The following is a 13,482-nucleotide window of genomic DNA, read 5'->3' on the forward strand; positions in this document are numbered from 1 at the left end:
TGAACCACCGACCCCGCTTCGACACCATGTGTGTCAGAGAGTGTTACTTCTCCCAGCCGACGTTCTCGACCGGCTGAATGCCGAACAGGTCCAGACCGACGTAGGGCTCGGGCGTGAGGTTCGCCAGGCCTTCCTTGACGGTGTAGATCTGCGGGCCGTTGTACAGCGGGATGAGGCCCCAGCGCTTGTAGATCTCCGGCTCGAGCTTCATCGCGGCAGCGGTCTGCGCCTCGGGGTCCGACTGCGACTCGACCTTGTCCTTGATCTCGGCGTCGAGTTCGGCGTCACCGACACCCGACAGGTTGAGACCCGAGTCCGAGCAGTACAGCTGGCAGAACCAGGCGGCACCGAACGGGTCGGAGGAGGTGAAGCGGAGTCCGGAGACATCCCAGTTCTTCGACGTGTAGTCGTCGGAGAACTGGCTGGCGGGGCGGACCTCGACCTTGACGTCGATGCCGACCTCCTTCTCCTGGGCCTGCAGCGACTGCGCGAGAGCCTTCTGCGTGGCGGAGTCGCTCCAGATCGGGTACACGACGGAGAGCTTGACGCCGTCCTTCTCGCGGATACCGTCGGAGCCTTCCTTCCAGCCGGCCTCGTCGAGGAGCTTCTTGGCACCCTCGACATCGAACTTCCAGCCTGCGGCCTTCATCGAGTCCTCGTAGCCGGGCTGGAACGAGAAGAGCGTCAGCGAGCCCGCCGGGTCTTCCTGGTAGCCGAGGCCGTTCCAGGCGATCTGCTTCTGCTGGTCGATATTGATGGCCTTGAAGAACGCTTCACGGACCTTGACGTCCTCGAACTGCGGCTTGGTCGAGTCGACCTGCAGGATGGTGTTGGCGGTCTGCTGTGCGCGATAGACCTTCGCGCCGTCGACGTCCTTGACCTGGTCGATGAGCTCCTGGGAACCCGTCTCGACCATGTCGACCTCGCCGTTCTTGAAGGCGTTGACGCCGGCCTGGGCGTCCATGCCGGTCATGGTGACCTCGTCGAGGAGCGGCGCGTCGCCCCACCACTCGGGGTTCGGCTTGAACGAGATGTAGCCCTTGTTGGCGTCGAACTCGTTGACCGTGTACGGGCCAGCGCCCCACTCGGGGTGCGGGTTGCTGATCATGGCCTCGTTGAAGGTCGTCGGGTCAGCGAGAGCCGGGTGGATGACGCCGCCGTTGAACGGCATCTGCGGCCAGGCGAACTCGCCCTTGAACGTGACGATGGCGGTCTTCGCCGTGTCGCCCTGTTCGACGGATTCGATCTCCTTGTAGCCGTCGGTCGCGTTCGGGTTGAAGCCCTCGTCGTACGAGCGGTTGGCCTTCCAGGTGGCGTCGATGGCAGTCCAGTCCATGTCGGTGCCATCGTTCCAGTGCGCCTCATCGGTGAACGTGAAGGTCAGGACCGTCTTGCCGTCCTTCACCTCGTTCTTCCACTCGGAGAGGTAGTTGTCGTTCTTGTACTGCGTGCCATCCGGCTTCATGAGGATGATCTGCGGCATGTACCACGCGGCGATGCGTGCGGTGTCGGCGCTGCCGTCGCTGTTGAACGAGTTCAGCTGCGTCGGAACCTCGCGGATCGCGAAGTTGACCGTGCCGCCCTCCTTGAGGTTCTCACGAGGCTGCGGGTTGTAGTTCGCCATCTCGACGTCGGTCGTCTCGCCGGCGTCGCCCTTGTCGCCACTGCCGGTGTTACCGGCAGCGCACCCGCTGAGCGCGAGTGCGAAAGCGCCGGTGAGTGCCAGCGCTCCCATCAGCTTGTACTGCTTCATGGTGCTCCTTTCGCCTTGCGGCGTGTCATAAGGGGAGAATAGTTCGCCGGATCCGCGAATGTCCGGGCGGCGAGTGAATATCGGCTAACCGTTATCGGACGGTGATCCGTGATCTGTTCATGAGGCCGCAGGCCGCGCTGTCACCGTGGCGGGATCGAACACGATCCGCTCACGCGTGCGCTCGATGTCGGGGTCCGGGACCGGGATCGCGGACAGCAGCGCCTTCGTGTAAGGGTGCTGTGGGTTGTCGAAGACATCGTCGACATCGCCGTGCTCGACGAAGTCGCCGAGGTACATCACCGCGACCCGGTCGGCGATGTGCCGGACGACCGAGAGGTCGTGCGCCACGAAGAGGTACGACAGCCCGAGCTTGACCTTGAGATCGTCGAGCAGGTTGATCACACCGGCCTGGATCGACACGTCGAGCGCGGAGACCGGCTCGTCGAGCACCAGGATCTTGGGGTTGGTCGACAGTGCCCTGGCGATGCCGATGCGCTGACGCTGGCCTCCGGAGAAAGCCTGCGGGAAGCGATCGCTGTGCGCCGGGTTGAGTCCGACGAGGTCCATCAGCTCCTTCACACGGCGGTGCGCCTCGGCCTTCGGGGTACCGATCGCCGAGAGCGGCTCCGAGATGATGTCCGCGACCGTCATACGCGGATCGAGCGCTCCCATCGGGTCCTGGAACACGATCTGGATGTCGCGGCGCAGCGCCCGCTCCACCTTGTGGCTGTGGATGTCGTTGACGCTCGTTCCCGCGATGACGATGTCGCCGTCGGTCTGCTTCACCATGTCCATGATCTGCAGCAGCGTCGTCGTCTTGCCGGAGCCGGATTCACCGACGATGGCCAAGGTCTCACCCTCGCGCACGTCGAAGCTGATGCCCTTGATCGCGTGCACCTCGCCGACCTTCCGCTTCAGGAACGCGCCCTTGAGCAGAGGGAAGGTCTTGGTGAGGTTCTTCACCTCGAGGGTGATGGGGCGTTCTTCACGGGGGAGTCGCGTCAGGGCGCTCTCCGGTGCCTCGCGCACCGGATACACGGGAAGACCGCCGAGCAGGCCGCCGTCGGTGATCTCGTTCGCACGGATGCAGGCCGCACGGTGCTCTTCGCCGCCACCGGTCAGCACGGGAAGAAGCTCCGGCTCGCGGGTGCGGCACGCGTCCATGACGATGGGGCAGCGGTCCGCGAACGGGCACGCGTCCGGAAGATTGATCAGCAGCGGCGGGTTGCCCTTGATCGGGGTGAGCGGTTCCTTCTCGGCCTTGTCCACGCGGGGAATCGCGCCGAGGAGACCGATCGAGTACGGCATCCGGGTCTGGTGGAACAGCTCGCGCACGGGCGCCTGCTCGACGGGCTTGCCGGCATACATGACCATCACGTCGTCGGCCGTTCGGGCGACGACACCCATGTCGTGGGTGATCATCATGACGGCGGCACCCGTCTCGGCCTGCGCCTTCTCGATGAGGTCGAGGATCTGCGCCTGGATCGTGACGTCGAGAGCCGTGGTGGGCTCGTCCGCGATGATCAGCTTCGGATCGTTCGCCATCGCGATCGCGATCACGACGCGCTGGCGCATGCCGCCCGAGAACTCGTGCGGGAACGACTTCATCCGCTTCTCGGGCTCGGTGATGCCCACCAGCTTGAGAAGGTCGATCGAGCGTGCGGTCGCCTCCTTGATGCTGAGGTTGCGGTGCACGGTCAACGCCTCGATCAGCTGAGCGCCGATCGTGTACACCGGCGTCAGAGACGTGAGCGGGTCCTGGAAGACCATCGAGATCCCGTTGCCGCGGATGGCAGAGAGCTGCGTGTCGGTCTTGCCGAGAAGTTCCTGGCCGTCGAACACGATGGAGCCGGTGACCTTGGCGTTCTCGTCGAGGAGGCCCATGACGGCGAGCGAGGTGACGGACTTGCCCGACCCGGACTCGCCGACGATGCCGAGGGTCTTTCCCGCCTCGAGGTCGAAGGAGACGCCGCGGACGGCGTCGACGCGGCCGGCCTCGGACGCGAAGCTGACCCGGAGGTCGCGGACGGAGAGTACGGGGCTCATGCGCGGCCTCCTGCAGCCGAAGTGGGATCGAGGGCATCGCGCAGTCCATCGGCGATGAGCGCCATCGATACGGTCAGCAGCGTGAGGATCAGTGCGGGGAAATAGAACAGCCACGGCGAGCTGACGATGGACGAGCTGCCCTCGCCGATCAACGAGCCGAGCGACACATCGGGGATCTTCACGCCGAAGCCGATGAACGACAACCCGGTCTCGGTCGTGACCGCCGCGACGATGCCGAGGGTGAAGTTGATCACCAGCAGCGAGCCGATGTTCGGAATGAGGTGACGCGTCACGATGCGCAGTCCCCGGACACCCATGTACCGAGCGGCCTGGACGTACTCGCGCTCACGCAGCGACAGGGTCATGGTCCAGATGATCCTCGCGGGGAAGAACCAGCTGACGAAAATCATCACGAACGCGATGACCCACCACACGCCGCCGGAGTCGTTCGAGATGATCGACAGCAGGAGGAAGGTCGGCACCACCATCATGAAGTGGATCACCAGGAGAGCGATGCGCTCGAACCAGCCGCCGAAGTACGCGGCCGCGGTCCCGACGAGCGCCGAGAGGATCGTCGTGCCCACCGAGACGGTGATCGCGATCATGAGGGAGCGTTGCAGGCCGATGGCGGTCTGCGTGTAGGTGTCGTTGCCAGCCCCGTTGGTGCCGAACCAGTGCGCAGCGGACGGCGGCTGGCTCAGGGCGAGGAAGTCCATGCTGTCGACGGCGTACGGCGACAGGAGCGGTCCGAGCGTCGAGAAGAGGATCAGCACGAAGAGAACGACGACGCCGCCCACTGCCGGCTTGTTGCGCATGAACCGGCGGGTGTAGAGCGTCCACTTGGACAGCGACTTTCCCGAGGCGCGGTCGGCGGTCGGCGGCACGGCCGGCGGCTCGACCAGGGGATCGATCATATCGGTGGTCATTTTCAGCTCACCCTCACTCGCGGGTCGAGAACGACGACGACGATGTCGGCGAGCACCGCGCCGATCGCCGTCAGCACGGCGCCGAACGCGGCGACGGCGACGACGCCGTTGATGTCGTTGTTGTTGATGGTGTCGAGGAAGTACCGCCCCATGCCCTGCCAGGCGAAGATGCGCTCGGTCAGGATCGCGCCGGTGAAGATCGTCGGGATCGTGAAGGCGACCTGCGTCGCGACAGGGATGAGCGACGTCCGCAGGGCGTGCTTGCGGATCGCCTGAGACTTGGTCAAGCCCTTCGCGCGCGCCGTGCGCACGTAGTCGGCGTTGATGTTGTCGAGCAGGAGCGAACGCTGCAGGAAGTGGTACTGGGCGTAGCCGACGATCACGAGCGCGATCGTGGGCAGCGTCAGGTGCTGCAGCGTGTCGACCAGGACGGGGAAGAAGCCGGTGACACCGGGACTCGAGGAGCCTGTCACGTAGAAGATGCGGACGCCGGTCCACTCGTTGAGCGAGATCGCGAGAAGGACGACGGCGAGGCCCGCGACGATGATGTTCACGTTCATCGTGATGATCGAGGTCGCCTGACCGATGCGGTCGGCGAGCTTGTACTGACGAGAAGCGGTGTAGACGCCCAGCCAGATGCCGAGCACTGCGGCGATGATCGTGGCGCCGAGGACGAGCTCCGCGCTGATCCACATGCGGTAGGAGACCTGCTCGTTGACGGACTGACCGGTCGGGCTCACACCCCAGTCCCAGCGGAACAGGATGCTGCTGAACCAGTTCCACCACCGCTCGATCAGGGGAACGGTGTCGCTGAGGTTGCGCGGGGTGAGGACGTTGTCGATCTGCTCAGGCGAGAGCGGGGGACGCCGTCCCACGTAATTGCTGCGCGGATCGAGGAAGCCCCACGCCAGGAAGAACGTGAGATTCGTGGCGACCACGATCATCAGCAGCCAGCCGAGTGCTCGGCGCAGGAGGTACTTGATCAAAAGGGGTCAGTCTTTCTCTTCTACAGACGCGCTCGGGATCTGCCGACGCAACGCTGAGTCAGTTGGATACACAATCGCCATCCACCGAACTCTGCGATGCGACGACCATCACGGGGTATGTGACGGAGTCTTATCGCTTGCGGGATCCGGTGTCACGGATTTTCCCTGGCAACTTCGGGAGACTATCACCGGTATGGCCGAATCGGGGATTAGCCTCCCCTGACCGTACAATCGAGTGGACATGTCCCCACGCGCTCTCACCCCTCTTCAGCCTGCTGCGACGCCGGCTGCGCAGATCCGTAATTTCTGTATCATCGCCCACATCGACCACGGCAAGTCGACGCTCGCCGATCGCATGCTCCAGATCACCGGAGTCGTCTCCGATCGCGACATGCGCGCGCAGTACCTCGACCGCATGGATATCGAGCGTGAGCGCGGCATCACCATCAAGAGCCAGGCGGTCAGGATGCCGTGGGAACTCGATGGCCAGACCGTCGCGCTGAACATGATCGACACGCCCGGCCACGTCGACTTCACGTACGAGGTCTCGCGTTCGCTCGCGGCCTGCGAGGGAGCGATCCTGCTCGTCGACGCGGCACAGGGCATCGAGGCGCAGACGCTCGCGAACCTCTACCTCGCGCTCGAGAACGACCTCCACATCATCCCGGTGCTGAACAAGATCGATCTGCCGGCCGCCGACCCGGAGAAGTACGCGAAGGAGCTGGCCTCGCTCATCGGCGGCAAGCCCGAGGATGTCCTTCGCGTCTCCGGCAAGACCGGCGTCGGCGTCGAGGATCTGCTCGACCGACTGGTGCAGGAGATCCCCGCCCCGACCGGAGACGCGGATGCTCCGGCCCGCGCGATGATCTTCGACTCCGTGTACGACGCCTACCGCGGAGTGGTCACGTACGTGCGCATGGTGGACGGCAGCCTCTCGCCGCGCGAGCGCATCCAGATGATGTCGACCGGCGCGAACCACGAGGCGCTCGAGGTGGGCGTGTCGAGCCCAGAACCGACTCCGACCAAGGGACTCGGCGTCGGAGAGGTGGGCTATCTCATCACCGGTGTGAAGGACGTGCGTCAGTCGAAGGTCGGTGACACGATCACCACGTCCCGGAAGCCGGCCTCCGAGGCCCTTCCCGGTTACACCGACCCGAAGCCGATGGTCTTCTCGGGCCTGTACCCGATCGACGGCAGCGACTATGCGGAGCTGCGCGAGGCGCTCGACAAGCTGAAGCTCTCTGACGCCTCGCTCGTCTACGAGCCGGAGACCTCGGTCGCGCTCGGCTTCGGCTTCCGTTGCGGATTCCTCGGGCTGCTGCACCTCGAGATCATCACCGAGCGTCTGGCCCGCGAGTTCAACCTCGACCTCATCACGACAGCGCCCAGCGTGATCTACGAGGTGCTCACGAGCGACACCGGCGAGACGGTCACCGTCACCAACCCCAGCGAGTACCCGGACGGGCGCATCGGGTCGGTGTCGGAGCCGATGGTCAAGGCTGCGATCCTGCTGCCGAAGGACTACGTCGGCACCGTGATGGAGCTGTGCCAGTCGCGCCGCGGAACGCTGCTCGGCATGGAGTACTTCTCGGAGGAGCGCGTCGAGCTGCGCTACAACATGCCCCTCGGCGAGATCGTGTTCGACTTCTTCGACCAGCTGAAGTCGAAGACCCAGGGCTACGCGTCGCTCGACTACGAACCGTCCGGTCAGCAGGAGGCCGACCTCGTCAAGGTCGACATCCTTCTCCAGGGCGAGAAGGTCGACGCCTTCAGCTCGATCGTGCACCGCGACAAGGCCTACGCCTACGGCACGATGATGGCAGAGCGCCTGCGCAAGCTCATCCCTCGCCAGCAGTTCGAGGTGCCGATCCAGGCGGCGATCGGTGCGCGCATCATCGCCCGCGAGACCATCCGTGCGATCCGCAAGGATGTGCTCGCCAAGTGCTACGGCGGTGACATCACCCGCAAGCGCAAGCTTCTCGAGAAGCAGAAGGAGGGCAAGAAGCGCATGAAGATGGTCGGCCGCGTCGAGGTCCCCCAGGAGGCGTTCATCGCCGCGCTCTCGGGCGACGTCGAAGGCAAGGACAAGAAGTAGCGACGTCTGATCGCGCCCTGGGATGTGACGTCCCGCGGCGCGTGGGGGGTGTTCGCTCAGGTAACGCGAAGTAGGGTGGAAGTCATGCGGCGCGGGACTTTCCGAGACGACACGGTGGACTATGCGGCCGTGGGTGCGACCCATGCGCCCGACCTGATGCAGTACCCACCGGAGCGCAGCATCCCGGCGGAGGAATCCTGGCGCATCGGCAGTGGGGTCGAACGGTTCCAGACGGCTGGCGAAGCGCTTCTGTCGTGGACGGCGCAGCGTGCGGCCGGCCTCTCGGTCGAGGACGTGCGACCCGCGCCGGGACCTGCCTACGCCGGAGTGAGCTTCGACGCGGAAGGCAACCCGATCGCTCCGAGCAAGCGAGACGTCGAGCCGCGGTACGACGCCGAGGGGATGCCGTTCGTCGGGGCGGGGATGACCCTGCACCTTCGCGGACGCGTCGCCGGCATGCGCGCCGATTCCGAGCTGCGCGTGATCTCCGTCACCGAGGAGACCCGACGTGTCGGGTTCGTCCTGGGCACGGTCGGCGGATCGGTCGTCAGCGGCGAGGAGTCGTTCGACGTGGACTGGCGTGAGGACAACGACGAGGTGTGGTTCACCGTCCGGGCCTTCGATGCGCCCAACGGTCTTCTCTACCGCACGATTCCCGCGCTCGTGAAGCGTCGTCGTCGTGAGCTCTTCGCACGCTACCTCCGGGCGATCTCTCCGCTCTACGCGACCCCGCTCTGATGGCGGGACCGCTTCCCCTCGGAGATCCCGCGCCAGCGGACGGGCGCCTGCCGTCCGACCTCGCGATCGACACGGCCGTTCCGTTCTCGGCATACCTGCACATTCCGTTCTGCACGGTGCGCTGCGGGTACTGCGACTTCAACACGTACACATCCACCGAGCTGCGCGGGGCGAAGCAGGAGGACTACGCGTCCACGTTGATCTCCGAGATCGCCCTCGCCCGTCGCGTGCTGGACGACGCCGGGGCACGGCGGCCGATGGACACGGTCTTCTTCGGTGGAGGTACGCCCACCCTTCTTCCCGCGGGTGACCTCGCACGCATGCTCGACGCGGCGACCGACGCGTTCGGCCTGGCCGAGGGTGCGGAGGTCACGGTGGAGGCGAACCCCGACACCGTGACACCTGAGGTGGCCCGCATTCTCGCGGATGCCGGGGTGACGAGGATGTCGGTGGGGATGCAGTCCGCCGTTCCCCACGTGCTCGCCGCGCTCGATCGCACCCATCGCCCCGAGAACGTGCGCACCGCTGTCGCCGCCGCGAAGGATGCAGGTCTCGCCGTGAGCGTCGATCTGATCTACGGCGCACCGGGGGAGTCGCTCTCCGACTGGGAGGCCTCTCTCGATGCTGCCCTCGCGCTCGAACCCGATCACATCTCCGCGTACGCGCTCATCATCGAGGACGGTACGAAGCTGGCCCGCCAGATCCGTCGCGGCGAGGTGCCGACGCCGGACGACGACCTGCAGGCCGACATGTACGAGCTCGCCGATGCGCGCCTGGCCGACGGTGGCTTCGACTGGTACGAGGTGAGCAACTGGGCGCGCACGCCTGATCGCCGGTCGCGGCACAACCTCGCGTACTGGCGGGGGAGCGACTGGTGGGGCTTCGGTCCTGGTGCGCACAGCCACGTCGCCGGCCTGCGGTGGTGGAACGTGAAGCACCCGGCCGCGTACGCGCAGCGTCTCTCGGCATCCGAGTCTCCGGCAGCCGGCACCGAGCGCCCGGACGAGGAGTCGCGCACGCTCGAGCGCATCCTGCTGCTCAGTCGTATCCGTGAGGGCATCGCCGTCGACGACGTGCCGAGTGCGAACCGGAGCAGGGTCGCCGGGCTCATGGCCGACGGGCTCGTCGACCCCGTTGCAGCGCTGCAGGGGCGCATCCAACTGACACTGCGGGGCCGTCTTCTCGCGGATGCCGTGGTCCGCCAGCTGACCGACTGATTCCTTCTCGGAATCATCCGGGAAGCAGATCCATGCCCGCTGTCCGCCGCTGCGTCACCGTCGCGCTGTCCGCATCGAAGACACGCGTCCGGCGGTCCGGCCCATAGGCGGGCCACCCGGGGTCTCCGGCGGTCGCGAACCCGACCCAGGCGGCGTTCATCTCGGCGGCGAGCCGGCGCGGAGCATCGGGACCCGCCAGTCGCTCGGCCTCGGCATCATCGAGCCGATCGAACACGAACCCGAGCTCGAGTGCGTGGGCCGCCCGCAGGTCACGCACCGGACTCGGCCAGGCGAACTCGTAGACGTAGGTCGTGTCCGGGTGGGCCGCCGCCACACGGCTGAGGGGCGCACGCAGCATCATGTCCGTGACGAGCTGCCCGAAGATCTCCCCGGTGATCGCGTCGGGGAATGCGGATCGGTACGCGGTCACCGCGCGCCGGGGGATGCGTGACAGCAGCCGTGCGGCCTGCAGCTTCATCCCGCCGATGGCGGCCAGCGCCTCCGGCGGGAACCAGAGCCGATACTCGTCGGTGTTGCTGCCGATGAGGAGCGGGGTGTCGATCTCCCCGAGCACCTCATGCGGCGAGCGGGGAAGGCTCTCGGCGTCGATCGCGAACTGGAACCCCGGTGCCCCGCCGAGGGGTGACGATCCCGCCGATTGCGCCGTGCGTGCGTCCAGCAGCTGGTCGGGTGTCAGCGCGGCGAAGGCCTCACGGTCGGCCCGCACACCGAGTCGCTTCGCGATCTGCGCGGTCACTCTTCCTGCCTTCCGCGCGGTCTGGGCGCGAAGTGGGCCGGACTCGATGATCGCGCGGCTGATCAGTTCACGGGAGGTGTCCCGCGCGAGGAGACCGGCCACGATCGCGCCACCGGCCGACTCGCCCATGGCGGTGATCTGCGCCGAGTCGCCGCCGAACGCCTGGACCTCTCGGTGCACCCACTCCAAAGCGGCGGCGGCATCGCGCAGGCCGAGATTCCGCGGGGCGCCGTCCAGCACCGAGAAGCCCTCCGAACCGAGTCGGTAGTTGATCGAGACGAAGACGAGGCCTGCCGCGGCGAACACGGTGCCGTCGTACAGCGGCAGCGCGGCGGTCCCTCGCTCGAGCGCGCCGCCGTGGATCCAGAGCAGGACGGGCGCGCCAGAGGCATCAGCGGGAGCCCACACGTTCGCGGTGAGGATGTCGTCGCCGTCGATGCGCACAGATCCCAGCAGCTCGCCGATCGCTCCGGCGTAGGGGACCTGGGGTGGTGTCGGCCCGAACTGCGTCGCCTCTCGCACGCCCTCCCAGGCCGGGACGGGTTGCGGTGCGCGGAAGCGGTTCTCCCCGAACGGCGCCTGGGCATAGGGAATGCCGAGGTAGCGGACCACCCCGGCCTCCTCGGTGCCGCGGACGAGGCCGTTCGACAGGGTGGCCTGGGGCGAGGTGGTCATGAGCGTCATCCTAGGGTCGTGCGCCCGCGGTACGGAGAATCCCGAGCTGCACGGGGTAGGATTGGCACTCTGAACGTCCGAGTGCCAGCGGAAGGGAAGGGCGATGGTCACAGAGCGAGGACTCCAGGTTCTCCGAGCGATCGTGCAGGACTACGTCGAGACCCACGAACCCGTCGGCAGCCGCTCCATCGTCGACCGGCACTCGTTCGGCGTCTCGGCGGCGACGATCCGCAACGACATGGCGCTGCTCGAGGACGAAGAGCTCATCACGGCTCCGCACACCTCGTCCGGCCGTGTGCCCACCGACAAGGGCTATCGCGTCTTCGTGAACCACCTCGCCCAGCTGCGACCGCTCTCGTCGGCTCAGCGCTCGGCGATCGAGTCCTTCCTCGGCGAGCCGGCCGACCTCGACGACCTGATGGCGCGAACGGTGCGGGTGCTGACACAGCTGACCGGCCAGGTCGCGCTCGCCCAGTACCCCTCGTTCGCCCGCGCGCATGTCACGCACGTCGAGCTGGTCGCGCTCGCGCCGAACCGGCTTCTGATCGTGCTCGTGACCGATGCCGGCGGGGTCTCGCAGCGTATGGCCGTCCTCCCGGAGCCGATCGACGACGCTGACATAGCTGTGCTGCGCGCACGGCTGTCCGCGTCGATCACCGGTCAGGGCATCGGGGAGGCATCCGATCGGCTGCAGGCGTTGCTGGTCGCCGAGGAGAAGCCCCAGGATGCCGTGCTGCGCACGCTTGCTGCGGTGATCGTCGACGAACTCGGCGGCTTCCGCCAGGAGCGACTGGTGATGGCGGGAGCGGCGACCCTCGCGCGCCGGGAGCAGGACTTCCGCGGCAGCATCCACCCCCTCCTCGAAGCCATCGAGGAACAGGTGACGCTCCTGCGTCTGATGAGCGAGATGGTGACCGACGAGCACGGACTCGCCGCGAGCATCGGCACGGAGAACGCCCCGTTCGGCCTGGGCGAGGCGTCGATCGTCGCCAGCAACTACGCCGCCCCGAGCGGCACGGCGCGCGTCGGAGTGATGGGACCGACGCGCATGGACTACCCGAGCAACCTCGCCGCAGCGCGGGCCGTGGCCCGCTACCTGTCGCGGATGCTCGATGAAGACGAGGCCGGCCGCTGACGCGGTCGCCACCGAGACACACGCAAGAAAGGCGATTGTGGCGGACCACTATGAGGTTCTCGGGGTGTCCCGAGACGCTTCCACCGATGAGATCAAGAAGGCGTACCGGCGCCTCGCCCGGCAGCTGCACCCGGATGTGAACCCGGGAGAGGACGCGGCGGAGAAGTTCAAGCTCGTCACGCATGCGTACGACGTGCTCAGCGACGACGACTCCCGCCGGCGCTATGACATGGGCGGCGGAGACGGTGCAGCAGGGAACTTCGGCGGCTTCGGCGGTTTCGGCGACATCTTCGAGACGTTCTTCGGGGCCTCGCAGGGCGGCGGACGTGGCGCGCGTCCGCGTTCGCGTCGCGAGCGTGGCCAGGACGCCCTCGTCCGCGTGACCCTCGACCTCGGCGATGTGGTGTTCGGTGCGCACCGCGACATCGACGTCGACACCGCGGTGCTGTGCGAGACGTGTCAGGGATCCTGCTGCCAAGAGGGCACCTCTCCGGTCACCTGCGACATCTGCGGTGGCTCCGGTCACGTGCAGCGTCAGGTGCGCAGCCTGCTCGGCAACGTCGTGACCTCTCAGCCCTGCGGCACGTGCGAGGGCTACGGCACGACGATCCCTTACCCCTGCGGCACGTGCGGTGGCCAGGGCCGCGTGCGTTCGCGCCGTACCGTGTCGCTCGACATCCCGGCCGGCGTCGAGACGGGGCTCCGTCTGCAGCTTCCCGGTTCCGGCGAGGTCGGCAAGGCGGGCGGACCGAACGGAGACCTGTACGTCGAGGTGACGGTTAACCCGCACGCGGCGTTCAGCCGTGAGGGCGACGACCTGCTCGCCACGCTCGAGGTGTCGATGACGGATGCGATCCTCGGCACGGAGACGAAGATCCAGGGACTGGACGGTGAGGTGGACCTCGAGATCCGTGCCGGTGTGCAGTCCGGCGACGTGCTCACGATCAAGGGCCGCGGCATCACGCCGCTCCGAGGGACGCAGCGCGGCGATCTGCGGGTCGGCGTGCAGGTGCTGACCCCGACCAGGTTGGACTCCGCGCAGCGAGCCCTGATCGAGGACTTCGCCAAGAAGACGAAGTCGCCGGAGCCCCAGCTCGCGCAGTTCCAACAGGGACTGTTCTCGAAGCTCCGCGACCGCTTCCGCAGCCACTGAC

10 protein-coding genes are annotated in these 13,482 nt (G+C 66.8%); 5 read left to right on the plus strand and 5 right to left on the minus strand.

The annotated features are described in order from the left end of the window. Nucleotides 1-43: 43 nt before the first annotated feature. The 4 genes from L687_RS25150 to L687_RS25165 all read right to left on the minus strand — a co-directional run bounded on the left by L687_RS25150 (nucleotide 44) and on the right by L687_RS25165 (nucleotide 5,711). Complete coding sequence (locus L687_RS25150) at nucleotides 44-1,753, minus strand: ABC transporter family substrate-binding protein (RefSeq protein WP_021198558.1); 1,710 nt, start codon at nucleotides 1,751-1,753, stop codon at nucleotides 44-46. 117 nt (nucleotides 1,754-1,870) lie between these two features. Then, nucleotides 1,871-3,799 carry an ABC transporter ATP-binding protein gene (locus L687_RS25155; protein WP_021198559.1) on the minus strand — a complete coding sequence of 643 codons (1,929 nt, stop codon included), beginning with the start codon at nucleotides 3,797-3,799 and terminating at the stop codon, nucleotides 1,871-1,873. Continuing rightward, the gene (locus L687_RS25160; protein WP_031206745.1) at nucleotides 3,796-4,725 is read right to left on the minus strand and encodes an ABC transporter permease; all 930 of its coding nucleotides are present in this window, start codon (nucleotides 4,723-4,725) and stop codon (nucleotides 3,796-3,798) included. Before L687_RS25160 ends, L687_RS25155 begins: the two co-directional genes overlap by 4 nt. A 2-nt stretch (nucleotides 4,726-4,727) precedes the next feature. Beyond that, a complete protein-coding gene (locus L687_RS25165; RefSeq protein WP_021198561.1) occupies nucleotides 4,728-5,711 on the minus strand; it encodes an ABC transporter permease in 984 nt (327 codons plus the stop codon). Between the two features lie 241 nt (nucleotides 5,712-5,952). Here L687_RS25165 and lepA point away from each other — a divergent pair, with 241 nt between their 5' ends. The 3 genes from lepA to hemW all read left to right on the plus strand — a co-directional run bounded on the left by lepA (nucleotide 5,953) and on the right by hemW (nucleotide 9,761). Further along, entirely contained in the window at nucleotides 5,953-7,806 is a 1,854-nt protein-coding gene (lepA, locus tag L687_RS25170; protein WP_021198562.1) for a translation elongation factor 4, read from the plus strand. 84 nt (nucleotides 7,807-7,890) lie between these two features. Further along, on the plus strand, nucleotides 7,891-8,544 hold the full coding sequence (locus L687_RS25175) for a DUF1990 family protein (RefSeq protein ID WP_017830360.1): 654 nt from the start codon (nucleotides 7,891-7,893) through the stop codon (nucleotides 8,542-8,544). Continuing rightward, the gene (gene hemW, locus L687_RS25180) at nucleotides 8,544-9,761 is read left to right on the plus strand and encodes a radical SAM family heme chaperone HemW (RefSeq protein WP_021198563.1); all 1,218 of its coding nucleotides are present in this window, start codon (nucleotides 8,544-8,546) and stop codon (nucleotides 9,759-9,761) included. The genes L687_RS25175 and hemW overlap by 1 nt, the downstream gene beginning before the upstream one ends. Nucleotides 9,762-9,774: 13 nt before the next feature. Here the strand turns inward: hemW and L687_RS25185 are convergent, their stop codons facing one another. Beyond that, entirely contained in the window at nucleotides 9,775-11,193 is a 1,419-nt protein-coding gene (locus L687_RS25185; RefSeq protein WP_040569600.1) for a carboxylesterase/lipase family protein, read from the minus strand. Between the two features lie 103 nt (nucleotides 11,194-11,296). Between L687_RS25185 and hrcA the strand changes: the two genes are divergently transcribed. Together hrcA and dnaJ are read left to right on the plus strand one after the other, a co-directional pair. Further along, nucleotides 11,297-12,328, plus strand: a complete 1,032-nt coding sequence (hrcA, locus tag L687_RS25190) for a heat-inducible transcriptional repressor HrcA (protein WP_021198565.1) — start codon at nucleotides 11,297-11,299, stop codon at nucleotides 12,326-12,328. A gap of 37 nt (nucleotides 12,329-12,365) precedes the next feature. Beyond that, nucleotides 12,366-13,481, plus strand: coding sequence for a molecular chaperone DnaJ (gene dnaJ / locus L687_RS25195; RefSeq protein ID WP_029260212.1), 1,116 nt, complete (start codon nucleotides 12,366-12,368; stop codon nucleotides 13,479-13,481). Nucleotide 13,482 lies beyond the last annotated feature (1 nt).

The sequence above is a fragment of the Microbacterium maritypicum MF109 genome (genome assembly GCF_000455825.1).
In the GTDB taxonomy this organism is placed as follows: domain Bacteria; phylum Actinomycetota; class Actinomycetes; order Actinomycetales; family Microbacteriaceae; genus Microbacterium; species Microbacterium maritypicum_A.

Excerpts from the sequence above, each read along its gene's own strand:
- L687_RS25150 (WP_021198558.1), bottom strand. The coding sequence starts at position 1,753 with ATGAAGCAGTACAAGCTGATGGGAGCGCTGGCACTCACCGGCGCTTTC.
- L687_RS25155 (WP_021198559.1), bottom strand. The coding sequence starts at position 3,799 with ATGAGCCCCGTACTCTCCGTCCGCGACCTCCGGGTCAGCTTCGCGTCC.
- L687_RS25160 (WP_031206745.1), bottom strand. The coding sequence starts at position 4,725 with ATGACCACCGATATGATCGATCCCCTGGTCGAGCCGCCGGCCGTGCCG.
- lepA (WP_021198562.1), top strand. The coding sequence starts at position 5,953 with ATGTCCCCACGCGCTCTCACCCCTCTTCAGCCTGCTGCGACGCCGGCT.
- L687_RS25175 (WP_017830360.1), top strand. The coding sequence starts at position 7,891 with ATGCGGCGCGGGACTTTCCGAGACGACACGGTGGACTATGCGGCCGTG.
- hemW (WP_021198563.1), top strand. The coding sequence starts at position 8,544 with ATGGCGGGACCGCTTCCCCTCGGAGATCCCGCGCCAGCGGACGGGCGC.
- L687_RS25185 (WP_040569600.1), bottom strand. The coding sequence starts at position 11,193 with ATGACCACCTCGCCCCAGGCCACCCTGTCGAACGGCCTCGTCCGCGGC.
- hrcA (WP_021198565.1), top strand. The coding sequence starts at position 11,297 with ATGGTCACAGAGCGAGGACTCCAGGTTCTCCGAGCGATCGTGCAGGAC.